Genomic DNA, 24,451 nt, shown 5'->3' with positions numbered 1-24,451 from the left:
ACGAATAACCCTATCTCTACAAATTTTCCTCAATTTTACGCTCGATCGCCGCTTTTGTCTGTTTTCGTCCTTCTTCGGTATTCGGAAAACTATACTTGATTCCCTTCGGATCGCGACGACTCATGAGAGCGCGTAAAGCTTCTATATCTTCCTTATGCTTTAACACATAAGCCCTCAATTGAGCTTTACTCATCACCTCAAAATCAGGTTTCATTTGGCAAAAACTCCCAACTTCCATCTGAATAGATCGCAACCTCAATATCCTTTTTGAGTGCTGAGTGGTGAGTGGTGAGTGCTGAGTGAAAATTCTCCTCTCCCACTCCCCCACTCTCCCACTCCCCCACTCCTACCCTAGCTGCCGCCGATGCGGGCAACATCGCGAGCGTTTTCTTCAAAGGCGGCGGTGAGGGCGTCGTCGCCACTCAAGCCGTCTGCGATCGCTTTTTCGATCGCCTGCAACACGCGCTTGTAGTCTTTCGGCATCACTTTGACGAACTTGGGCACCATCTCCTCCCAGTTCGCCAACACTTTCGATCCCTTCTCACTCTTGGTATAGTCGATGTGCTGCTGAATCATCTCGTAAAGATCCTTGATTTCCTCAGCATCTTCCAGTTTTTCCAGCGCCACCATCGACATATTGCAGCGTGTGGCAAAGTCGCCCGTCTCATCGAGAATGTAGGCAACACCGCCACTCATCCCCGCCGCAAAGTTACGCCCAGTTGCGCCAAGGATAACGACTTTACCACCAGTCATATATTCGCAGGCGTGATCGCCCACACCTTCGACAACCGCATTCACCCCAGAATTGCGGACGGCAAAACGTTCGCCTGCAATTCCCCGGATATAAATTTCGCCCGAAGTCGCACCATAGAGAACCACATTGCCAACAATGACATTTTCTTGGGCCACAAAAGTGGAAGCCGCCGGTGGATAGATGATTATCTTGCCGCCGCTGAGTCCTTTGCCAACATAGTCATTGCCATCGCCCTCCAATTCCAGGGTGACGCCTTTGGGGACAAATGCGCCAAAACTCTGTCCGGCGCTGCCTTGGAAGTGGAGGTGGATAGTATCTTCCGGTAGTCCGTGCCAGTGGCGTTTGGCGATTTCATTGCCCAGAATAGTACCGACGACGCGGTTGACGTTGCTGATGGGTAGGGTCGCTTTCACTTTTTCGCCATTTTCGATCGCACCTTTACAAAGATCCAGCAACACTGTCATGTCGAGAGATTTGTCAAGTCCGTGATCTTGTGGCATTTGGCAATAACGACCGACTTCGGGTCCGACTTCTGGCTGGTAAAGAATCTTCGAGAAATCAAGTCCTTTTGCTTTCCAATGTTCCACCGCTTTCTTCGGTTCCAGGACATCGGTGCGTCCCACCATTTCATTCATGGTGCGGAAACCGAGTTGCGCCATGATTTCCCGGACTTCAGCCGCGATAAACTTCATGAAGTTGACCGTGTGGGCGGGGTCGCCGGTGAAATTCTTCCGCAGGTAGGGGTCTTGGGTAGCGACGCCGACTGGACAGGTGTTGAGATGGCAGACGCGCATCATAATGCAGCCCAGGGTGACGAGGGGGGCAGTAGCGAATCCGAACTCCTCAGCACCCAGTAAGGCCGCGATCGCAACATCGCGTCCCGTCTTCATTTGACCGTCAGTTTCCACAGCAATGCGCGATCGCAAATTATTCAAAACCAATGTCTGGTGCGTTTCTGCCAAACCCAATTCCCAAGGCAATCCCGCGTGCTTGATGGAAGTTTGGGGGGAAGCACCCGTACCGCCGTCGTAGCCTGCGATGAGGACGACATCGGCATGAGCTTTCGCAACGCCAGCCGCGATCGTGCCTACACCGACTTCGGAGACGAGTTTGACGCTAATTCGGGCTTCGCGGTTGGCGTTCTTCAAGTCGTGGATTAGTTCGGCGAGGTCTTCGATCGAATAGATATCGTGGTGCGGCGGTGGCGAAATCAAACCGACGCCGGGAGTTGAGTGACGGACTTTGGCAATCCAGGGATATACTTTTTTCCCAGGAAGTTGTCCGCCTTCTCCAGGTTTCGCACCTTGCGCCATCTTGATCTGAAGTTCTTTTGCTTGGGAAAGATACAAACTGGTGACGCCAAAACGACCGGATGCAACTTGTTTGATAGCGCTGTTTTTGGAGTCGCCCAACTCGTTCGTCCAGGTGTAGCGATCGGGGTCTTCGCCGCCTTCCCCGGTATTCGATTTACCGCCGATACGGTTCATCGCGATCGCTAAACTTTCATGCGCTTCCTTGGAGATTGAGCCGTAGCTCATCGCGCCGGTTTTGAAGCGTTTGACGATCGCTTCCACTGGCTCAACTTCCTCAATGGGGATAGACTCCCGCTGCTTAAATTCTAGTAAACCGCGCAAGGTGAAATGCTTCTGGTTCTGCTCATTTACCAGTGCGGCATATTGTTTGAAAAGCTCATAGCTGCCTTCGCGCACTGCCTTTTGCAGTGCGTGGATTGTTTGCGGGCTAAACAGATGCGCCTCGCCGCCGGAACGCCACTGGTAGTCGCCACCGACATCGAGGGTATGGCCGTTGACTTCGCGATCGGGGAATGCGTGAGAGTGCCGCAAAATGGCTTCTTTGGCGATGACTTCGAGGTCTGCGCCTTCGATCCGCGATGCTGTCCAGGTGAAGTATTTGTCGATTACCGATTGGTTCAATCCAACCGCCTCGAAAATCTGTGCCCCTCGATAGCTTTGAAGTGTGGAGATACCGATTTTGGCAGCGATTTTGATGACGCCTTTGGTTGCGGCTTTGACGTAGTTTTTATGGGCGGTTTTGCGATCGACATTAACCAATAAGCCTTCGTGGATGATATCGTCGATCGTCTCGAATGCGAGATAGGGATTTATCGCGCCGCAGCCATAGCCGATTAGGGTTGCGTAATGATGGACTTCGCGGGGTTCGCCGGATTCGAGTACGATTCCGACTCGCGTGCGTGTACCTTGGCGAATCAGGTGATGATGGAGGCCAGCAACAGCCATCAGTGCGGGAATGGGGGCGTTAGATGAGTCGGTGTCGCGATCGCTCAAGATGATGATGTTTACACCATCTGCGATCGCGTCATTCGCTATGAGGCAAACTTCTTCCATCGCGGTTTCGAGTCCCTTCGCCCCTTCTTTCGGGTTGAATAGGATGGGAATGGTGATGGATTTGAAGTTGCCTTGATTTATATATTTGAGTTTTGCCAGTTCTTCATTGCTAATTATTGGCGTTTTCAGTTCGATTAGATGACAGCTTTCTGGTTCTGGTTTGAGTAAGTTACGTTCAGAACCGATCGTTGTTTCTGCGGAAGTGATAATCTCTTCGCGAATGGAATCGATCGGTGGGTTTGTGACTTGGGCGAACAGTTGCTGGAAGTAATCGTAAAGTAGTTTGGGCCGATCGGATAGCACTGCCAGGGGTGTATCTGCGCCCATTGCGCCAACAGCTTCCACGCCATCTCGCACCATCGGAGTCAGCAACAGGCGTAGTTCCTCAAATGTATAACCGAAAGAGATTTGCCGCTGGATTAAGGGAATTTCAGATTTCAAATTTGAAATCTCAGATTTGACATCTGAAATTGCCGATAACTCGACCATAAATTTGTCGATCCACTCGCGGTAGGGATGTTCGGTGGCAATTTTGTGTTTGATTTCATCGTCGGAGACAATACGGCCTTCCGCTGTATTGACGAGGAACATCCGACCGGGTTGGAGGCGACCTTTAGAGGCGATCCGATCGGGTTCGATGGGCAATACACCTGCCTCCGAAGCCACAATTACGAGGTCGTCTTTGGTGACGTAATAACGCGATGGACGCAAACCGTTGCGATCGAGTACCGCACCCATGATCGTCCCATCGGTGAAGGCGATCGATGCTGGGCCGTCCCAAGGTTCCATCAGACAGGAGTGGTATTCGTAGAAGGCTTTTTTCTCATCGCTCATGGACTCGTGGGCTGTCCACGGTTCCGGTATCATCATCATGATGGCATGGGGAAGCGATCGGCCTGACAACACCAGTAATTCCAGGGCGTTGTCGAAGATGGTGGAGTCGCTGCCGTTAATATTGATGACGGGCTGGATCTTTTTGAGGTCGTCACCGAACAATTCTGACTCGAAGAGGGATGCCCTAGCGTGCATCCAGTTGATGTTGCCGCGCAGGGTGTTGATTTCGCCGTTGTGGGCGATGTAGCGATAGGGATGCGATCGTTCCCAGCTGGGGAAGGTATTGGTGCTGAAACGGGAGTGTACCAACGCTAACGCGCTCTCCATATCGGGATCGTGCAAGTCGGGATAGTATTGCCCCACCTGTATTGGCATGAGCATCCCTTTGTAAACAAGGGTGCGGCACGAGAGACTGGATGGATACCAGTGTTGGTCTATCTGGGTGACGCGGATGGCGTTGTAAGCTCGTTTGCGGATGATGTAGAGTTTGCGCTCGAAAGCCTGCTCATCAGGTAGGTTTGGGTCACGCTGGATAAAAACCTGCTCCATGAAAGGTTCGCTGGATTTCGCGGTATTACCCAGAGGCGAGTTGTCTGTGGGGACGTTGCGCCAGCCGATCACCTGCTGGCCTTCTTCGGCGGCGATGCTCTCAAAAATCTCCCGACTTTTCTGGCGCGTGGCCCGATCGGGGGAGGAGTAGATTGCGCCGACTCCATACTGGCCCGGTTCTGGTAGGGTGATATTTTCCGCCGCAGCGACTTTTTTGAGAAACTTGTGCGGCACTTGCATCAAGATACCCGCTCCATCACCCGTGTTGGGTTCGCAACCGCAGGCACCGCGATGGTCGAGGTTCAAGAGGATCGTTAGGCCCTGTTCTACTATATCGTGCGACTTCTTCCCCTTCATCTGCACGATGAATCCGACGCCGCACGCATCATGCTCGAACTGTGGATCGTATAGACCTTGTTTTGCTGGCAGTTTGTTGTTCATTATTTATCGATCGCCCAAAAGTGGCAAATAGTAGGTGTTATCTAAAGGTTAGCGAGCTTATTAACTCTGGCTACTCTGAATTTTCTATCCTCGGAAGGCTTGTAGCCACAATATCTTAAGGCAATTGTCAGATATGTTCGCTTTTAACATAGTAATGCCAATACCTAAAAATCTCATTCAACTTACATATAGCAAAGTGCTTCTTGAGTGCTGAGTGCTGGGTGGGGAGCGATATCGTCAAATTGTCTGTTGTCATTGTTGGTTAAAATTTTACCGCAGATGTAGACAGATGAACGCAGATTAACGCAGATAAGAATAATCACACGAATTTTTTAGGTAACCGATGTTACCTGACATGATATGAGAGAGTGTCCGGGAGAAGGACTAGACTCAGCACTTATCTGACTGTGGCTATACCTCACGCTCGCTCCAGATCCACATCTGCGTTCATCTGTCTTCATCTGCGGTAAAAAATATTCAAATTCTATTAACCTGGATGGAAATAATCATATATTTCCTGAGCTAAACGAGGCCCTATTCCCGAAACTTCCGCTAGCTGTTTAACAGACGCCGCCCGGATATAATCGATCGAGTTAAAATGCGCCAAAAGTTGCTTTTGCCGCTCAAATCCCAATCCCGGAATCTCATCTAAACGAGAACGTCTCAACTTATCACTCCGCTGCTGGCGGTGGAAAGTAACAGCAAATCGGTGCGCCTCATCCCGCAATCGCCGCAACAGTTGCACCCCAGGTTGTTCTGCATCGGTTTGAAGTGGCAAAGATTCCCCAGGCAGAAATATTTCTTCTCGCTGTTTGGCTAAACTTACGACTCGCAAATCTTCTAACAAATTCATTTCTTGCAGAACTGCCACAACCGATGATAACTGACCTTTACCGCCATCAATCATTACCAGATCGGGGAAATCAGAGGGAATTCCATATTTTGGATTTTGGATTTTGGATTGATAAATCTCCTCTGCCCCTCTGCCCCTCTGCCCCTCTGCCCCTCTGCCCCTCTGCTCCACAAGAGGATGTTCTACATATTTACGAAAGCGGCGACGGATGACTTCGGCGAGGCTGGCAAAGTCATCGGAGTGACCGGCAGTAACGGCGGGATTTTTAATCTTATAATGTCGATAATGTTGTTTGGCAGGTATACCATCAATAAATACAACTTGAGATGCTACAGCATTTGCACCTTGAATGTGGGAAATGTCGTAACCTTCTATCCGTCGCGGTAAGTCTGGTAAGTCGAGAATGTTGGCTAAATCCTGCATTGCTTGGGAGTTGCGATCGGCAAATCGCTGTATCCGAGATAATTCATGCTCGGCATTGCGTTCCACCATTTCAATTAACTCTGCTTTGCTTTGCCTTTGTGGTGCCAAAATTGTCACTTTTCGACCTTTGCGTTCGGTTAAAAATTCTGCCAGCATTTCACTTTCCGGTAATTCATGTTGAACCAGAATTTCGATGGGAATTTCTGCTGATTCGGCATTCTGATAATGTTCTTCTAATACCCGCTGTAAAATCGCTCCCGCATCGATTTGGGATTTATCTTGAGCCTCCAACGATTCGCGGTTCTCACCCTCATCCCCCAATCCAAAATTGCCATTGAAACAGCTTGTTGCAACAAATCCCAATCTTCCAACTAAACGTCCGGCGCGAATCTGGAATAATTGAATGCAGGCGTGTCGATCGTCGGCAGCAAGCGCGATCGCATCCCGCGATACGGTATCATCGGGCAAGGAGACTTTTTGGTCGGCAGTCAGAGACTTCAATCCACTAATTTGGTCGCGGATACGCGCTGCCGTTTCAAAGTTTAGCTCAATTGCCGCCTGTTCCATCTGCGCCGTCAGGATGTCAATCAGTTCTTGACTGCGACCTTGGAAAACCATTGCCACTTTTTGTACGATTTTGCCATATTCTTCTGACGATATCAGCTGCTGACATACGCCGGGACAGCGACCCAGGTCGTAATTTAGACAAGGACGGTCTTTAAATAGGGGCTGAGGACGTTGACGCAATGGAAATATGCGTTTTATTATATGTAAGGTTTGACGTAAAATACCAGCATCCGTGTAAGGGCCGTAATACTTATCTTGTTTCTTACCCAGTCTCCGATTGCGGGTGAGCAAAATGCGCGGATAGTTTTCTGACCAGGTAATCAGGACGTAGGGATATTTCTTGTCATCTTTGAGCAGTACGTTGAAGTAAGGTTGGTGCTGCTTGACAAGGTTAGCTTCTAATGCTAGTGCTTCCGCTTCGGTATCGGTGACGATGAATTCGATCTCGGCTACCTGCTGTACCATTAGGGCAATGCGGGGACTGAGGTCTTTGGAGTCGCGGAAGTAGGAACGCAGACGCGATCGCAATTTTTTCGATTTGCCGATGTAGAGGATGCGATCGCTCTCATCCTTCATAAAATATACACCAGGTGCAGGAGGTATTTCCTTGAGGCGACCTTCCAAGCGTTCCGGGTCTTTGATTAAAGATAGTGCTAGAGTAGAAATGGTCACGACAGATTCGGGAAAGTTTGTCTATCACCATCATACAAAAGGCTTTGTGTTTGGAGGGTGGGCATTTCCGACCCTCCAAATGGACAGAAACCGGGTTTCTTTCGGAGAAACCCGGTTTCTAAAATTATGACTTTGCGGAGAACTGGTAATTATGCAGTTTTTGCGGACTTGCGCTTGGTAGCGGCAAACAAGCCACCTACAGCCATTAAACCAAGCAGACTAGAAGGTTCAGGGACTGTTACAGTCGGAACCCCAGCAATAGTGACTTCGTAGTTACCATTGTGAGACTTTCCATCGTCTGCTGCAACCAGACCCGAATTAGTAGCATTGAAGCTGTAAAGATAGTCAGTCACGCCATTGTAAGTGTACTTGACCACTTCACTTGCTTGGAATCCATTTGGCAACAAATTTGCAAAAATTGCAAAACTGGGATTACTAGCATAGGCAGCTTTTACATCGTAGTGACCTGCCAGTCCAATACTAATTAGGCCAGTATTATCATTTTGGTTGACGTAGGAGATGTTGGGGTCGCTGCTTGCTTGGAATCCCTTAGAACCCAAAAAGAGATTATACATACTTGCCGCATTACCAGTTCCTACGGCTGCACCATAACCAGCTTTGGTGATGAAATCGTTAAACCACTTGTTAGCAAGGTTTGCCGCGCCGTATGCGGTAGGGAGACCTACTCCACCAAACCAGTCTTGAGCTGTTAAACTGCTCAGAGTGAGCGCCTTGCCACCAATATTACCACTCAAAGTAGTGTTTTTGGCGAAATCGGCTCCACTAAAACTAGCTTTTTCGGTGCTAGCTCTTAATTCTACGTTGCCGGTAGGACTGGCAGCGTTACCGTCCAACACTGATTGGACGTTGGCCGGAGTATTTGGAATGACAACGGTATTATTCCCGGACACACCATACACCAAATAATCACTAGCTGCGGTTCCGCCAATTGTAGCCCCCGTGAGGGATGCGGCCAAGGCTGGGGCGGTAGCTAGAACGCTGGCACTGGCAACCATTGAAGCACCGATAGCAATACGTTTAATAGTTTGTAGCATTTTTGATTTCTCCTCAAAGTTTCTTAGTTGATGGTCTGAGCTAAATATTGTCACTATTCGCCGGGTCGTCTATTTCATTATTCGCTTGAGGAGTCTAGGCTGGTTGTGATACCGGGCACAAGACCGAAGTGATAATTTTTTAGCCTCTCTAGCAGTAGTGCTACCCTCATCCTTTATTACCAAATATCCCAGTAATTTGAACTGGGCATTTTTTTCTTTCACTTCGTCCATTCTAGGAGTATGGCAAGGGCAATAGGTAAACTTTCTGTGCTTTTTTTGCAAAGTTTTGGTGAAGATAACGACAAAAGACGCCGAGCCTATCCGAAACATCCCAAAGTTTCCCAAGAAACCCGGTTTCTCTTCTCAATACCTTCGCCATTTCTTTGTAGGTTAGGCCCTTGTAAAGCCAAACCCAACGCATTTGTGGGGTTTCGTACCTCAACCCAACCTACAAAGCTTATATTGACCTGCTGTAGAGACGTTTCATGAAACGTCTCTAGAATGTTTAAGCCAAAAATAAAAAGGGGGGGTAATAAACCCGGATTTCGTATGACTTTAGTATTTCCCTCAGTATTACTAAACCGCTAAATATACCATTGACAAATCTACCTTTATGTGTGCAAGGGAAGGTATTAAAGCTTGCCATTAGAAATTAGCGAGCTAAATCATAAAATACTTAAAAAGTTGATTAGTTTTTTACGTATAAATACTTAATTAATAAGTTTAATGAAGCAATTGCAATGTAATTAATCAAAAATTATTTAACTTTTATAACTAGATAACCAGGAAAAATGAAATTATGACCAGCAAACACTATTTTTAAAGAACTAGAGTTTAAATTAAAACTAAGAGCCTATTACTTTTGAAGCCTTTGCCGCTCGATCTCACACAAACGGGGTTGCATCCATGACTTCAGAAAACCTTGAAACTCAATATCGGGAAGCCTTGAATCAAACCCTCAATCACCTGCAAACAGTGAATCTGTTAGTGGCACAAATTGAGGTTAAAATGGACGAAGTTAGAGACTCTATGCAAAATCTATCCCAGATTGGAGAAAAACTTGCTGCCAAGAAAAGACGGTTAATAGTCAAAGAAAAACGAAAGGTTATTTATGTCCTCATATCGCGCAGTTCTTCTTGAATTGCCAGCCGCAAATAAGAAAGATTCACGGGTTTGACGAAGTACCTTTTAGCTCCCAAATTTAGGGCGCGTTGTTGGTCAGCCTTAAAAGCATACGCTGAAACGACTATCACCGGCACCTCCTGCCAGTCTGGCTTCTGTTGGATTTGTTGAAGTAGAGTATACCCATCAATACCTGGTAATTTTAGGTCTAGCAAAACCAAGTGAGGTTGGAACTGGGACATAGCCTCAAAAAAGGTAGACCCTTCGGCAAGGCAGAGAACCTGGTATCCCAGGTAGCTGAGATAGTCGCTCAGCAAGCGGCGATTTACTTCGTGGTCTTCAACCAGTAAAATACGACCAGTCAAAAATCGCTCTCCTGACTGAGCAATGTGGATTTTCTGCATTTTCAGCATGATTTTTATTGTTTGATAGCACTAGCGTGAAAAGCTGTCACCTAAAACCTCTGGGAAGTGTGGAAGCCCCCGTGTTTTAACCGGGGGATGAAACACGACACGGGCGAATTTATTCGCCGTGTATTCCTAAAAAGAATAAGCATAACCATCCTTTTGGTGAATTGCTTGACAGTATTTATGGCTAATTCCTTGTACGCGCCCATCTTTGGTTGCAATATCAAAACTGCCAGATGCTCGACAAAGAACGCGCCCAACATAAATGCCAACCTTGTTGCCACTCGCAACAACAGCTTTAACAATGTCTCCCGTCTGAAACCCTTGATGAATTTGAGTTCTAGACCGATGACGAATTGGGAAGCCATATTTATCCGTGCCACACATCTGGCGAGTACCATGCCCCTGTGCTTTGATTAGTAGTGGTTGTTGAGTTAAAACCGTTAACTGCTCAACTTTCCCAACACAAGCCGCATCAATATAGTGCTGCTTCGGTAACTCCAAGCGACATCGGTTATACTTGGTTCTTCCGCCACTACCTGTCTCAACAGGCAAGTCAGTTTGTTTGAGCCTGTTAAATAATGCCCATCGGGTTGAATTGACTGCTGCTGCATCTTTTAATGGACGTTTAGCTTGAACCAAAATTTGCTTTAAGGCATCCGGCTTCTTTTTCAAGAAAGCCTCAATATCCTGAGTTCCTTTCTTGATATTGCAAGGTTCGCAAGCCAGACATAGATTGAAAATTCGGTTTGTACCGCCTTTAGCTTTGGGGTGAATGTGTTCAATTTGTAAAGGTACGTTTTCAGTACCACAATAAGCACATTTTCGCGACCACTTAGCTAATAAATATTCCCGAACTTCATAACCAAATAGCGTACCTTGCTGGTACTCAACGCCTGATATTTCTGGGTTGTCCATTTGTTGTAAATCAAATCGGACAAGTTCCTGCGAAATCCCTTTTATGGGGGCATATCGACAAAACCGATTAACCCAAGTCAGAATTGTTTCAACCCGATGCTGAAGACTGGGAGCCAACCAACCATCAGGCCGGGTACGGTTAAGAAAACGAGGTTTACGGGATCTGGTTTTACGGTTACGCCGTCCCCTTCTTAATGCTTTGCGTGACTCAAGCGCATTCTTAATCTGTTGTCCGCGATGGATAAGTTCTGCACCAAAAACAACTTTTTCTTCTTGGAGTAAGGCTATTCCAGTTACTTTTGAGCCTGGGTCTAGCTTCAGTTGCATCGGTAATGGTTTATCGTCAACAGCTTTGTTTAAAACAATCGTGAAAGGAAACCGTCGAAACACTTTTGCTTTGCCTGACCTGAGTAAACTTCTAGCAACTCCAGGGGTGCAGGGGTTGAGTGGTTTACGGTTGGCATCTAGAACTAGAACAAAGTTAGACATTGTTGCGTCTCTCCTGATTTCTCGTAAAGTTAGCTTCGCCAATGTTCGGAGTCGGTACTTTCCAAAACGCACTTCCTTAAACCCCTTAAAGATGTTTAACGTTTCGGTTCTAGGGCTTGGGTCTAGCTACGCAACCCAAGGTAGGAACTTAAACTCTTGCTCCGAACGTAGTCATCAGACTAAGGCTGGTCAGCTATCTGAAATGGAGGCATGAAGCCCCCGTGCTTCAGCCGGGGGTGCTGACGCCAGCTAGGAAAATTCCTAGAGAGTAATATTAGGGCAATACATTAGCAATACTGCTAATTAAGCGATACCTTTATGGAAAATTCATGAATTGGTAGAAAAAATAAATTCAGGACTTACCATGATTGTTGGCGTTTTTACCTCTAGATGTAGGGGCAATTCATGAATTGCCCCTACAGTAGTGGGTGCAAAATCAAATGCGTAAGTCCTAAAATTTCTATTCGGCTTTAGGGAAAGATTCTGTGAAGAATACGAACAAGTATTAGTGTGTAAGATCCGTGTTATTACGGAGAAAGGAACTTAGCGATTCTTTCAACGGCAGCTTCTAAGATTGGTGGTTCCTGTACCAAGGCAAAGCGGACGTAGCCTTCGCCGATGTTGCCAAAGCCTGCACCGGGTGAAGCGGCTACTCCCGTTGTTTCTACTAGCTGGGTGCAAAATCCTATAGAATTGGCAGCCCAAGGTTCGGGTAATTTTGCCCAGACGTACATGGTGGCGACTGGTGTTGGCACTTGCCAGCCAATGCGATGTAAAGCGTTGATGAAGGCATCTCGCCTCGATCGAAAAGTGGCAACGGTGGCTTGGACTCCTTGTTGAGGGCCATTGAGGGCTGCGATCGCACCATTCAAAATACCACGGTACTGGTTGAAATCAACTGCCGCTTTCACCAGCCGCAACGCCCGAATCACTTCGGCATTTCCAATAGCGTAACCGATCCGAAAACCGCCCATGCTGTAAGACTTGGAAAGAGTGAAGAACTCGATCGAAACAGTTTTTTCGGGATCTGCTTCCAGAATTGAATGTGCCTTGGTGTCTTCAAACACTAAATCGGCGTAGGGAAAATCGTGAACTAGCACCAGGTTGTGTTTCTGACAAAAGGCGACTGCTTTTTGGAAAAAAGATAAGGGTGCTAGAGCGGTAGTAGGATTGTGGGGATAGCTTAGCACCATCATTCGCGCCTGCGCTAAAACTGCGGCTGGTACTTCATCAAACACAGGCAAAAACTCATTTTCTGCCCGCAGAGGCATTGGGTAGATCTGACCGCTGGCTAAGTAGACGCCACCCATGTGGGAAGGATAACCCGGGTCTTGCAGCAAGGCAAAATCCCCCGGATTGAGAATTGCTAGGGGTAAATGGGCTGTTCCTTCCTGGGAACCGATCAGGGGCAGCACTTCCGTTTCTGGGTCAACCGGAACACCGAATTTTTGGGTATACCAGTTAGCGGCTGCAACTCGAAAATCTTTTGTGCCGCGAAACAGTAAGTAGCCGTGGGTGCTGGGGTCTTTTAGGGATTGAGCGATCGCATCGACAACGTGGGTTGCGGCTGGCAAATCCGAAGATCCCAGCGACAGATCTATTAACTGCTTACCCGCTGCTAGCGCTTTTGCCTTCGCCCGATCCATATCCGCGAAAACATTAAATTGCAGGGGATCTAAACGTTTGGCAAACTGCATATTTTCTGATTGGTCATCGGTCATTAGTCATTAGTCATTAGTCATCGGTCATTAGTCATTAGTAGTCATTGCTCCCCCACTCCCCCACTCCCCCACTCCCCTCTTTCCCTAGCCCCTAGCCCCTAGCTACTGACTGCTTAGATGAGTTTCCAGTAAACTGGTGATTTTCTGTTTACTCTCAATTCCTTCAACAGTCCCGATCAACTCACCGTTTTTAAACAGTCTAAGTGCCGGAACACCCTCCACCTTATACTTTGCCACGGTATCTGGATTGGGATCGACTTCCATTTTGACGACCTTGAGGCTAGAGCCATAGGTTTGGGTTGTGGAGGTAATTAACGGCGTCATCAGACGGCAAGGCCCGCACCAAGACGCCCAAAAGTATACCAACACGGGCTGTGTTGCTTTCAGGACTTCGGTTTCAAACTCAGAATCGGTAATTGCAATCAAACTGGTCATGACACTTTTTCACGCAACAACAGTCATTGATCAAATTACCCCACCCCAGACACGATCTCAACTGGGCTTGACCGTTAGATATTTGCTAGTTGGGTGGCCCAAAGTTGCTGGGCGATCGCAATCTTTACAATATCTTCATCGAATGTATGTAAAATCACTGGTTATGAGACTATAAATAGTATGTTAGGGTGCATTTGGAAGAAGACTCATCGAAAATCGCTGGAGCGGTCAAAGTATCGAGGCTTTAAGCATTTGAATGGTGGATTAGCAGTTTGGGGGCAGAGTAACTCCAAGGTAATTCTCATCACCAGCAATGATGGAACTGTCACCAAGATGCCTAAGCTTTATAACTAAAGTAAGGTTTCAAAAGATTAGCCTATACTTTCGATCGGAGCGTTCTTGCGATCGCACCTTTGAGTCTCCCCACGATCGAAACACATTTGTTGGGAGGCATCACCTCTATGAAAACTTTTACTCCAAAAATCTGGAATCAAATCGGTTTGTCACTAAGCATCCTCACTGGTGTAGGATTTGCAACGGTGCAAGGAGCGACAGCCGCCTCTTTAACCGTTGCGGGTTACACCTGGGATGCTGCCGACTCTGTAGTCGGAGGATCGATCGTCTCAGGAAGCGAGAACATCTCTGGTTTCTATGCCAACTTCCTTGCAAACCAGCCCGAAGTTGCCAGTAAAACCGTCGGCTCTATTCTTGGCTTCGATCCTGGCGTCAGCACCTCCGTAAATCTTGGCGATGATACCAACAGAGGTGTCATCGAACTCAACTGGGGAAATGGGATGTCTCTGAGGAACGCCGCTGGTAAGGACTTGGTAGTATACGAGAACGGTAGCTGGGGGTCGCCAGAGGCATATGCCGTCTCTGTTAGGAAAGTAGGCTCTGGCAGCTTCAGCGAGTTCAGATACGAGTTCAGCGATGGATTTGAAACTAACGTTTTTGCCACAGGTTTCGACTTAAGCGATTTCGGCATCGGCAACGACGAGGCAATTGATGCTATCCGCATCACCAACCTACTGGCAACGGACAAAGTGAATGGCGCTGACGGACGCGGATTCCTTGGCGGTAGCTTCGCTCCCCAAACTGGTGGGTTTGGCGAAGGAAATTACGAACCCAACAAGTTTGACGCAGATCTCACCTTTGTGGCTGGTTTGCATAAGCCGACGCCTGTTCCCGAACCAACTTCTGCTTTAGCTTTGCTAGTGTTTGGTGTTGCTGGTGCTGGTGCAGTGCTGAAACGGCGTTAGTCGTGATTACTCCCTTCTCGGTGGAAGGCTATGTATAGTGGTCGGGCGAAGCATTGCGGAATTAATCTTAACTCAAAACCGAAACGTTAATTCCGCAATGCTAAGTGCATCCGCACCGCAAGAGCGAACGCCCCTACATAATCTTGTGGCCCGAAGGGAGCAATACCAAATCCGCATCTATCACCCACTTTATGCCTGACGACTGAAGTCGCGGCTACAGGGACAAAGCCCACGCAACGCGAGGCTAAATAATAAAGAGGGTATTAGAGCCGGATTTGGTATAAGAGGGGTTAGGGCAGGGAGATCTGGGTTTTACCCAGATCTGTGAAACAGATCGCATCTTGTTCAGGACTTACGCAGAAACCGGGTTTCTTTAAGATAAATACGTTGTTACAGCGATTTCGCACCCATGAGAAACCCGGTTTCTTGGGTTTTTTGCGTAGGTTTTATCAGATTCGCCTTTGACCCCAACTATACCGTCAGGTTAATAATCCAAAATCCTAGAATCCAAAATCCTTTCATCGAATGACCCAAACTCAAATAAAAGTAAGCCATACGGATGGACTGTACGAGACAGACTTCCACGCCTGGACGCTGGAGCAAGCAGCATTTCTTCGTTCTGGGATGTGGGATTGTTTGGATATCTCTAACTTGGTGGAGGAGATTGAATCTTTGGGCAAGCAAGAACGCCAAAAATTAAGAAGTCGTTTGGCTATTTTATTGGGACATTTACTCAAGTGGGAGTTTCAGGCCAGCCATCGCTCTAATAGTTGGCTTGGTACGATTCGGGAACAGCGGCGACGGATTCTTGAACTGCTTGAAGAGAATCCCAGTTTGAAACCTTACCTGCCCGAAGCTAAAGAAAAAGCCTACCAAGACGGGTTAGACTTAGCCGTTCAGGAAACGTCTCTAAGCTACGAAACTTTCCCGTCTGAATGCCCATATAACTTAGAACAAATATTAGATTCTAAGTTTTTCCCAGGACAGCGCCTTGAGGATAACTCGATCGCAGATTAGGCGATCTTTAGGACTTACGCTTTTCTCCCCCCTAGCCCCCCAAATCTGGGGGGAATGAGGAGGGGGGCTCCCAGATTTGGGGGGCAAAACCAAGGTTTGTGCGTAAGTCCTGGATCTGTTACGGAATGCGACCCCCGGCTGGTGCTATTTGCGGTCAGGGAATTTCAGATTTCAGATTTAAAATCGTCAATTCAAAATTTTACTTTTGAAATCTAAAATCTAAAATTTGAAATTCCCCTACCCACTAACAATTGACCAATGACCAATAACTTATGAAGTTTTCTTCTTCGTAGCAGTCGTTTTTGCAGCAGTTTTCGTCGCGGTCTTAGTTGTCGATGTTGCCTTTTTGCTAGTAGAAGAATCCGTTGATTTACTTGACTTGGCAGTCGATTTCTTGGTAGATGCCTTAGTCGCTAAAAGTTCCAGCGCCTTTTCCAGGGTCACCTCTTCCACAGGTTGATCTTCCGGCACAGAAACATTAGTTTTGCCGTACTTAATGTAATGACCGTAGGGGCCATCGTAAATATTCACCGGCTCTCCATCAGTAGGGTGAGCGCCCAGTTCTCGTAACGGTTCCTTGGACTTGCTGTTTTTGCCGTTCCGTCCCTTTTTGGGCTCATTCAGTAGCTCAATTGCACGTTCTAAAGCAATTGTCAAGATATTATCGCTAGATTTTAAGGAACGGAAGTCTTTCCCTTCCTTGCCTCGATCGTGGACGACGTAAGGGCCAAAGCGTCCCAGTCCTGCCTGGATTTTGCTGCCGGTTTCTGGGTGAGAACCCAGATTGCGGGGTAGAGACAGCAGTCCAACTGCCATATCCAGCGTGACATCCTCAAGGTTGACACCTTTGAGCAGGGAAGCGCGTTTGGGTTTTTTGTTCTCCTCAGTAGCTTCGCCCAGTTGAACATAAGGGCCGTAAGTGCCAATCAGCACAAAAATCGGTTCCCCGGTTTCTGGATGCAAGCCCACTTTATCTGGCCCCTCGGTTTTCTGGCGCAGTAGCACCTCAACCTGCTCTGGGACTAGATCGGCTGGAGTCAGATCCTTGGGTATAGAGGCGGTGACTACACCGTTGCCATTATCTGCCTCAATATATGGGCCATATTTGCCAATGCGGACTTTGGCCGCCAGGTTCTCCAGTTCGACGGTGCGGGCTTCGGTGGGGTCAATTTCGTTTTCCCGTTCCTTGACTTGCGTCTCCAAACCTGTTTCTCCCAGGTAGAATTTCCGCAGGTAGGGGAGCCAATCTGCTTCGCCGGTGGCAATGTCATCCAGGGTCTGTTCCATCTTGGAGGTAAAACTGGTGTTTACCAAGTCGGGGAAGTGTTTTTCCAGGAGACTGGTGACGGCGAAGGCGGTGAAGGTGGGAATGAGGGCGTTGGCATTCATCTGGGCGTAGCCGCGATCGATAATCGTGCTGATGATGCTGGCGTAGGTACTGGGACGGCCAATGCCTTCGCTTTCCAACGTTTTGACGAGGGAAGCTTCCGTGTAACGGGCGGGTGGCTGGGTTTCGTGACCTAGAGCTTCTAGTTCGGTGCAGTTGGGCCGATCGCCTACCTTCAAGGGTGGCAAAATCACTTCCTGGTCTTCAATAGCGGCATCGGGGTCGTCGGAACCCTCAACATAGGCACGCAAGTATCCCGGAAAGTCAATCCGCTTACCACTGGAGCGGAAACCGGCATCTTCGACTTGCAAATCAACGGAGATCAGGGTTTGGCGCGAGTCCGCCATTTGGGTAGCGACGGTGCGCTTCCAGATCAGGTCGTAAAGGTCGAATTCTCTACCGCTAAGTCCGGTTTCTTGGGGTGTGCGGAAAGTGTTACCCGCTGGGCGAATGGCTTCGTGGGCTTCTTGTGCGCCTTTGCTTTTGGTAGTGTATTGGCGGGGTTGAGGGCTGAGGTATTGTTTGCCGTACATTTGCTCGACGCAACTGCGGGCAGCTGCGATCGCTTGCCCCGACAAATGCACCGAGTCTGTCCTCATGTAGGTAATATAGCCCTGCTCGTACAAACTTTGAGCAATCCGCATCGTGTCGCGAGCAGACAATCGCAGTTTGCGGTTCGACTCTTGTTGCAGCGTCGAAGTTGTAAATGGTGGAGACGGTTTGCGAGTAACTGGACGTTCGTCCAAGTTCGCCACCGTCCATGTTTTGCCGGTGAGTCGCTCTTTGAGAGCTACAGCATCGGCTTCATTGAGCAGAACAACATTCCGTCCAGCGGCGATTTTCCCGGTTGATTCCTCGAAATCGCTCCCCGTAGCTATTTTTGTTCCTCTCAGGCTGATTAACTTCGCCTCAAAGGGGGTTTTCTGCTGCTCCAGGTCGGCTCTGAGATCCCAGTAACTGCCGATTCGGAAAGCGCGGCGATCGCGCTCTCTCTGCACCAGCAGCCGCACGGCTACCGACTGCACCCTTCCAGCTGACAATCCCCAAGCAATCTTCTTCCACAACAGCGGTGAGAGCGTGTAGCCTACGAGTCGGTCTAAAATCCGCCGCGTTTCTTGGGCGTGTACCACCTGTTCGTCGATTTCCCGGCAGTTTTTGAGGGATTCGCGGATAGCCTCTTGGGTGATTTCGTGAAACACCATCCGCTTGGTGGGAATTTTCGGTTTAAGCAGATCCTTCAGATGCCAGCTAATGCTTTCGCCTTCGCGGTCTTCGTCTGTTGCCAGTATAAGTTCGTCGGCTTCTTTGAGAGCCTGTTGCAACTCCTTGACGATTTTCTTTTTATTTTGGGGGACGACATACAGGGGTTGAAAATCTGCCTCCACATTCACCCCCAGCTGCGCCCATTTTTCCCCTTTCACCGCTTCGGGAATTTCTTCGGCAGATGAGGGGAGGTCGCGCACGTGGCCCATCGATGCCTCGACGCGGTAGTTGGAGGGCAGGAAGTTGCGGATAGTACGTGCTTTTGTTGGAGATTCGACTATAACGAGAGTTGACATGGGAACAAGGGGAATAGCAGCTAGGCTAGACAGTCAAATTTAGAGAATTGCCTCAAAATGTCACGAGTTAAGGGAAAGAGGGCGTGGGACAGAAGGTTTTTATCCTATCCCAGCAGGTAGCTCAAAGCCAAACTTATTCGAGTGATATCTCATCTTTAACTTATATATGACTTCTATGGCTAGGGTGCAATTTTATATTTTGAGCATAAATACTCAGGTTTTCTTGTTTGGCTGCTGCATTATGCCACCATAAATCCCAATAGTGTCGTCGCCCACACCCGCCTGGGGTTTGAACCCCAGGCTAATAGCACAAGTCAGATTAATATTCAGTCCACTGAAGTGGACTTTAGCTATTAGCCTGGGGTTTGAACCCCAGGCGGGCTGACAGCGAAGTCAGTGGCTTTGTATATAATTAAACTCTCATCAATAGATGCTTGACTTCCGTAACTGACGGGGTGTTTTTGGACGGTTAGAGATACTAGCGTGTAACTTGAAACTATCAGAGAAGTGCCTTCAGCTTGGAGACAAAGGCAAACTCACTCTAAAGTTTATTGTTTGATTAGGAGAAAAATATATGCAGCCTATTCGACAAGGCGACGTGATTTTACTGCCAGCGCAGCAGACAGAGGGGAAAAAGCTACCGCACTTGACTTTAGCAGAAGGTGAGGTGACGGGACACGCTCACCGCATTAGCAAGGGAGAGGCTGAATTATACGATCGCGATGGCACCCTTTATCTGCGGGTATTTTCGACTGAAGCGCTTCTAACCCACGAAGAGCATAAGCCGATAACTGTCCCCCAAGGTGACTGGATGGTGCGAATTCAGCGGGAATACGAGCCAGCGGGATGGCGGTATGTCGCCGACTAGGATTGAGAAGCTTCTTAATAAAGAGATAGACTCAAGTTAAATCCAGGCAATACATTTTCACCGGATAATTCTGTGGGCAGATTTCGCACTTCCACGTCTTGTCCTTGGCGATAAATTTGAACTTGTTGCTGTTGGGGATTAATCAACCATCCGAGTTGCACCCCTGCATCCATATATTGCTGCATTTTCTGGCGCAGCATTTCTAAATCGTCGGTTGCTGACCTTAACTCGATGACAAAATCCGGTGCGATGGGGGGAAATTTACGTCTTTGTTGGGGAGTGAGTGCTTCCCAACGTTCCCGCCGAATCCATGCGGCATCTGGAGAACGGTCAGCACCATTAGGCAACTTAAATACAGTAGACGAACTGAAGGTAAAACCGAGGCCGTTTTGCCGATTCCAGATTCCCAAATCGATAATTAAGTCGGCTTCTCGATTGCCGCTTTCTCCTCCCACGGGTGACATAATAATTAATTCTCCCTTGACAGTTCGTTCAAATTTCAACTCGCGGTTATTTTGACAGATCTCGTAGAACTGTTCGTCTGTCAGGTGAACGGTGTCTAGTTTTAATGTCAAAGGACTCATAACCTTACACCTAGCCTAAAGAGTGATTAAAATTATATCATGTACTTATTACTTGACTTTGGGCATAATTAAACGTAAAACTGCCCCGCCCTTAGAAACCCGGTAACTCCTGCCAATACCTTCGCCATTTTTTAGTAGGTTGGGTTTCGTGAAGCGAAACCCAACGTATTTGTTGGGTTTCGTGCCTCAACCCAACCTACGAATCAAGGCATTTTTCGATTTGGCGAAGGTATTGTCCTGCGAAACCGGGTTTCTGGGTTTATGCAACTGCTACATAGGAATTTGCAGTTGCTAAAAGGCGATCGCGTCTGGCAGTGCGACTCTGAAGTAAGCTAAAATTGCTTGGGGTTGGGATAGCAAAAGGCAGGCGACATGGCAAAAATTGAACTCGATCTAGACGAAGCGACTCTGGCGCGTGTAAATTGGTTGTCAAAGGTACACAACTGTACCAAACAGGAATTGATTGCAGAAGCCGTCAGACAACTGGCGGTGGCAGAAGTGGACAAGTACCCCTTGCTGGGGGGGTGGGAGGATGAACCTGAATTGGTTGATGAGATAATAGCTGATATCATGAGAAATCGAGCAGCACATCCCTTAAATCAAAGAGTTGGACAAAGCGCTACTTGATCCGGATATTTTTTCGGAAATCCGCAAGCGTATTAATCAGCGCGTCTTAGCCAGAGCTACCGTTTATCTAAACGTATTTGGAGAGTACACTATTTCTGTCATCACAGTCACCGAGGTTGTCAAAGGCTGGCACAAGCTTCAACGGGAAGACAGAATTCAGCAGTTTTTAGCGGCTATTGCTAATGCAGAAGTGTGCGGATTCAAGGATTGGGTTACGGTTTGAAGCTCGATAACTGGCGAACTTAGAACTATTTAGAAAATTATGATGCAAGCAGCCTGAAACGCCATAATATTAAATAATATTAACTGTCCCAGTTTCGATGCCTAATCTCCAATACCTATACAATCTATGAGCTTTGCTGAACTTGTAGCCCAGCTGAATGTTGGAACAATATTGCCGGAAAGTATTGTCATTATGACCCTCATTGTGGTATTGGTCGGCGATCTGATTGTGGGGCGGACTTCTGCACGCTGGACGCCTTATGTAGCGATCGCAGGTCTTTTCGCCGCCATCGTCGCCCTGTACTTTCAATGGGATATCGACAACACTATCTCGTTTCTGGGTGCCTTCAACAGTGACGCCCTCAGTGTCGTGTTTCGCGCTATCATTGCCCTGTCTGCTGCCGTGACAATTTTGATGTCCATCAGCTATATAGAGCAGTCTGGCACCCCTTTAGGCGAATTTATCGTCATTTTAATGACCGCAGCCCTTGGCGCGATGTTCCTATCTGGGGCAGATGAGCTGGTGACGATTTTTGTGAGTTTGGAAACTCTCAGTATCTCTTCTTACCTGCTGACAGGTTACACCAAGCGCGATCCTCGATCGAACGAAGCAGCCTTGAAATACCTGCTGATTGGGGCTAGCAGTTCCGCCATCTTTCTGTATGGCTTATCCTTGCTGTACGGATTATCGGGTGGGGAAACTCAGTTAAGCGCGATCGCAACTGGCATAGCCCTTCGGGGTGAATCTCTGGGTTTGGTAATCGCTTTAGTATTTGCGATCGCCGGTATTGCCTTCAAAATCTCCGCCGTACCCTTCCACCAGTGGACGCCTGACGTTTACGAAGGTTCTCCTACCCCAGTCGTCGCCTTCCTCTCCGTCGGTTCCAAAGCAGCCGGATTCGCCCTAGCCATCCGCCTGATGGTGACAGCTTTCCCGTTAGTCAGCGAACAGTGGCACTTTGTCTTCACCGCCCTCGCCATTCTCAGCTTGGTTTTGGGTAACGTAGTCGCCCTCGCCCAAACTAGCATGAAACGGCTGCTAGCCTATTCTTCGATCGCCCAAGCTGGTTTCGTCATGCTTGGTTTGATTGCTGGTACGGAAGCCGGATATGCCAGTATGGTTTTTTACCTCCTGGTTTACCTATTTATGAACCTGGGAGGCTTCACCTGCGTCATCCTGTTCACTCTGCGGACGGGAACCGACCAAATTAGCGAATACTCCGGTTTGTATCAAAAAGACCCACTCCTCACCTTGGGACTCAGCATTTGTCTGCTTTCCTTGGGAGGAATTCCGCCTTTGGCTGGATTCTTTGGCAAACTGTATCTATTCTGGGCAGGTTGGCAAGCTGGACTCTACCTGTTGGTGTTGCTAGGACTGCTAACCAGTGTGATTTCGATTTACTACTATCTCCGCGTAGTCAAGATGATGGTAGTCAAAGAACCGCAAGAAATGTCAGATGCTGTCAAGAATTATCCCGAAATTCGCTGGAATTTACCGGGAATGCGACCTTTGCAAGTTGGTTTGGTGCTGTCCGTAATTGCCACATCTTTAGCGGGGATTCTGTCTAACCCGCTGTTTACTTTGGCGAATAGTTCCATTAGCCGCACGCCGATGTTGCAATCATCTGTGATTAGTTCAGAGGTGGCTGAAGTTAGCACTCAGGTATCAGCATTAAGCAGGGAGTAAATAATTAGGAGTTGGGAGGGGAAATTTTTTAAGGTTTGAGTTTTAAATCCCTCTCCCTCTCCCTTCGCTACCTGGCAGGAAAAAGTTACTGCTTTAGTTGTTGGGCAGGGATTATCTACCATTTTATGTTCAGTCTAAGGATGCCAAAATCTCATGGAAAATATACCTTTATTTTCAAGATTTATGATATTAATCCTGATTTGGATAATGGCGATCGCTCTATTGCTGGTCAGCGCCATCAAGGAACAGTTGGGTAATTCTGAATGGCGAGACAATTCGGTTTGTCTGAATCATCCTCTGCTGCAAAGAGTAACAATTTTCTTATTTCGATCTGGCGTAATTTTAGCTTTAAAATTATTCTTTATAACTATCACAATATGGGGGGTAGTTCAAACTTTACTAAAAGCTTATGACTTAACTACAGTATGGGGTTATCTCTCTGACTTTCGGTGGTATTATGTCGCCAGTAAAATGGTATTAAATGGGTTGAATCCCTATCAACCACAAACATTTGTGAACTATTTTGTCCAAGTTGTAACTCCTAGAAATGCTATGCCATTTGTTTATCCACCTAATATTATTCCCCTGATTTTCCCTCTGGGCTACTTTTTAAGTTACCATGCTTCTACGATTTGGGTTTTTGCTAACCTGCTAGCGATAATTTTTCTGATCTGGGGTGGTGCCTATCTGATAGATTCTCCAAGCAAAAATTGGAAAGTAATTGGCGCGATTACTTGTTTCCTAGTCTATGGAACAAGTTACAGCCTCAGCGTAGGTAATGTTGCTCTGATTGTCTCTGCTTTGGTTATGTGGTCAATTATCCAGGCAAAAAAAAGTAGAAATGTGTTGGCTGGAGTCTTACTAGGTATTAGCACTATCAAGCCACCTTTAGCTGTTTTATTTGTCTTATACTTTTTGGTTAAAAGACGATTCAAGTTAGTAATTTTTTGTGTGATAACAGCACTTATATTGACGGTAATTGGACTATTAATGACTGGAAATTCACTCCCAGAGTTTATCCAACTATATAAACAAGGCTATGAATTATTTTTTCAACATTTCTATAATGCTCCAGATAAATCTTCTGGAAGAATAGATGCTGTTGTCATAGGCTACAGGCTATTTAAAAACAGTTTAATTTTGTCTAAATTAACATCAGCTTTAATTGTAATTATAGCAATTGGTTATATTTCTTTTTATATTTATAGGCGAAATAAAAGTATTAATTTGGTCAAAGAGATAGATTTATCAGAGGTAAGTTTAATTGCCTGTTTAAGCCTATTATACACATATTCTCAACCCGCCAATTCATCAATATTAGTGTTAGCAGGGGTATTTTTGATAAATGAACTGCTGACAGAAGTTAAAAATAATAATTTTACCGTTCAAAGGATCTGTTTCTGGAGTGCCGGATTTTTTTGCCTATTGATTCACACTATTATTGGCTATAATTTACTGACTCCAGCTTGGAAAACGAGTACATCTCCTATAAGTATAACTTCAATTTTTAAACAAACAATTGCCGCAAGTCCTAGTTACGCTATAGTAGGATTGAGCTTCTGTATTTTAGCAATTGCCCACTTAAGTCTAAACAAAACAAAAGGCCAATTGTTATTGGAAAGGGAAATTGAGTAA

General features: G+C 47.2%; 20 protein-coding genes. 8 read left to right on the top strand and 12 right to left on the bottom strand.

Going from position 1 to position 24,451, the window contains the following annotated elements; genetic code table 11:
• Positions 1-16: 16 nt before the first annotated feature.
• The 6 genes from LAY41_RS17925 to LAY41_RS17900 all read right to left on the bottom strand — a co-directional run bounded on the left by LAY41_RS17925 (position 17) and on the right by LAY41_RS17900 (position 8,514).
• Positions 17-214 (bottom strand): DUF6887 family protein, encoded by a 198-nt coding sequence (locus LAY41_RS17925; protein WP_249065550.1) that lies wholly within the window; start codon positions 212-214, stop codon positions 17-19.
• The gene (locus LAY41_RS17920; RefSeq protein WP_249100858.1) at positions 204-377 is read right to left on the bottom strand and encodes a hypothetical protein; all 174 of its coding nucleotides are present in this window, start codon (positions 375-377) and stop codon (positions 204-206) included. The genes LAY41_RS17925 and LAY41_RS17920 overlap by 11 nt, the downstream gene beginning before the upstream one ends.
• Positions 352-4,947: a glutamate synthase large subunit gene (gene gltB, locus LAY41_RS17915; protein ID WP_420840328.1), complete on the bottom strand. Its 4,596-nt coding sequence runs from the start codon at positions 4,945-4,947 to the stop codon at positions 352-354. The genes LAY41_RS17920 and gltB overlap by 26 nt, the downstream gene beginning before the upstream one ends.
• A 179-nt stretch (positions 4,948-5,126) precedes the next feature.
• Complete coding sequence (locus LAY41_RS17910) at positions 5,127-5,267, bottom strand: hypothetical protein (protein ID WP_249100851.1); 141 nt, start codon at positions 5,265-5,267, stop codon at positions 5,127-5,129.
• Between the two features lie 164 nt (positions 5,268-5,431).
• Positions 5,432-7,459, bottom strand: a complete 2,028-nt coding sequence (gene uvrC, locus LAY41_RS17905; RefSeq protein WP_249100848.1) for an excinuclease ABC subunit UvrC — start codon at positions 7,457-7,459, stop codon at positions 5,432-5,434.
• Positions 7,460-7,608: 149 nt separating this feature from the next.
• Positions 7,609-8,514, bottom strand: coding sequence for an NF038130 family PEP-CTERM protein (locus LAY41_RS17900; RefSeq protein ID WP_249100844.1), 906 nt, complete (start codon positions 8,512-8,514; stop codon positions 7,609-7,611).
• Positions 8,515-9,420: 906 nt separating this feature from the next.
• On the opposite strand from LAY41_RS17900, the gene LAY41_RS17895 reads away from it, so the two are divergent.
• Entirely contained in the window at positions 9,421-9,654 is a 234-nt protein-coding gene (locus LAY41_RS17895; protein WP_249100843.1) for a hypothetical protein, read from the top strand.
• Here LAY41_RS17895 and LAY41_RS17890 read toward each other — a convergent pair.
• The 4 genes from LAY41_RS17890 to LAY41_RS17875 all read right to left on the bottom strand — a co-directional run bounded on the left by LAY41_RS17890 (position 9,624) and on the right by LAY41_RS17875 (position 13,606).
• Complete coding sequence (locus LAY41_RS17890) at positions 9,624-10,049, bottom strand: response regulator (protein WP_249100842.1); 426 nt, start codon at positions 10,047-10,049, stop codon at positions 9,624-9,626. The genes LAY41_RS17895 and LAY41_RS17890 overlap by 31 nt on opposite strands.
• A 126-nt stretch (positions 10,050-10,175) precedes the next feature.
• On the bottom strand, positions 10,176-11,450 hold the full coding sequence (iscB, locus tag LAY41_RS17885) for an RNA-guided endonuclease IscB (RefSeq protein ID WP_249100839.1): 1,275 nt from the start codon (positions 11,448-11,450) through the stop codon (positions 10,176-10,178).
• 527 nt (positions 11,451-11,977) lie between these two features.
• Entirely contained in the window at positions 11,978-13,147 is a 1,170-nt protein-coding gene (locus LAY41_RS17880; RefSeq protein WP_249100902.1) for an LL-diaminopimelate aminotransferase, read from the bottom strand.
• Between the two features lie 126 nt (positions 13,148-13,273).
• Complete coding sequence (locus tag LAY41_RS17875) at positions 13,274-13,606, bottom strand: thioredoxin family protein (RefSeq protein ID WP_249100835.1); 333 nt, start codon at positions 13,604-13,606, stop codon at positions 13,274-13,276.
• Between the two features lie 461 nt (positions 13,607-14,067).
• On the opposite strand from LAY41_RS17875, the gene LAY41_RS17870 reads away from it, so the two are divergent.
• Positions 14,068-14,865, top strand: coding sequence for a PEP-CTERM sorting domain-containing protein (locus tag LAY41_RS17870; protein ID WP_249100832.1), 798 nt, complete (start codon positions 14,068-14,070; stop codon positions 14,863-14,865).
• Between the two features lie 525 nt (positions 14,866-15,390).
• On the top strand, positions 15,391-15,882 hold the full coding sequence (locus LAY41_RS17865) for a DUF29 domain-containing protein (protein WP_249100830.1): 492 nt from the start codon (positions 15,391-15,393) through the stop codon (positions 15,880-15,882).
• A gap of 270 nt (positions 15,883-16,152) precedes the next feature.
• Here LAY41_RS17865 and topA read toward each other — a convergent pair whose 3' ends face one another.
• A complete protein-coding gene (gene topA / locus LAY41_RS17860; RefSeq protein WP_249100827.1) occupies positions 16,153-18,828 on the bottom strand; it encodes a type I DNA topoisomerase in 2,676 nt (891 codons plus the stop codon).
• Positions 18,829-19,402: 574 nt separating this feature from the next.
• Here topA and LAY41_RS17855 point away from each other — a divergent pair.
• Positions 19,403-19,696, top strand: a complete 294-nt coding sequence (locus tag LAY41_RS17855; protein WP_249100825.1) for an SUI1 family translation initiation factor — start codon at positions 19,403-19,405, stop codon at positions 19,694-19,696.
• 14 nt (positions 19,697-19,710) lie between these two features.
• Here LAY41_RS17855 and LAY41_RS17850 read toward each other — a convergent pair whose 3' ends face one another.
• Complete coding sequence (locus tag LAY41_RS17850) at positions 19,711-20,280, bottom strand: Uma2 family endonuclease (RefSeq protein WP_249100822.1); 570 nt, start codon at positions 20,278-20,280, stop codon at positions 19,711-19,713.
• Positions 20,281-20,652: 372 nt separating this feature from the next.
• On the opposite strand from LAY41_RS17850, the gene LAY41_RS17845 reads away from it, so the two are divergent.
• The 4 genes from LAY41_RS17845 to LAY41_RS17830 all read left to right on the top strand — a co-directional run bounded on the left by LAY41_RS17845 (position 20,653) and on the right by LAY41_RS17830 (position 24,451).
• The gene (locus LAY41_RS17845; RefSeq protein WP_249100820.1) at positions 20,653-20,907 is read left to right on the top strand and encodes a hypothetical protein; all 255 of its coding nucleotides are present in this window, start codon (positions 20,653-20,655) and stop codon (positions 20,905-20,907) included.
• Complete coding sequence (locus LAY41_RS17840; RefSeq protein ID WP_249100817.1) at positions 20,888-21,130, top strand: PIN domain-containing protein; 243 nt, start codon at positions 20,888-20,890, stop codon at positions 21,128-21,130. The genes LAY41_RS17845 and LAY41_RS17840 overlap by 20 nt, the downstream gene beginning before the upstream one ends.
• A gap of 126 nt (positions 21,131-21,256) precedes the next feature.
• The gene (locus LAY41_RS17835; RefSeq protein ID WP_249100815.1) at positions 21,257-22,816 is read left to right on the top strand and encodes an NAD(P)H-quinone oxidoreductase subunit N; all 1,560 of its coding nucleotides are present in this window, start codon (positions 21,257-21,259) and stop codon (positions 22,814-22,816) included.
• 153 nt (positions 22,817-22,969) lie between these two features.
• Positions 22,970-24,451 (top strand): glycosyltransferase family 87 protein, encoded by a 1,482-nt coding sequence (locus tag LAY41_RS17830; protein ID WP_249100812.1) that lies wholly within the window; start codon positions 22,970-22,972, stop codon positions 24,449-24,451.

The sequence above is a fragment of the Argonema galeatum A003/A1 genome, assembly GCF_023333595.1.
Taxonomy (GTDB): Bacteria; Cyanobacteriota; Cyanobacteriia; order Cyanobacteriales; family Aerosakkonemataceae; genus Argonema; species Argonema galeatum.
This window is presented reverse-complemented; position numbering and strand designations above follow the sequence as displayed.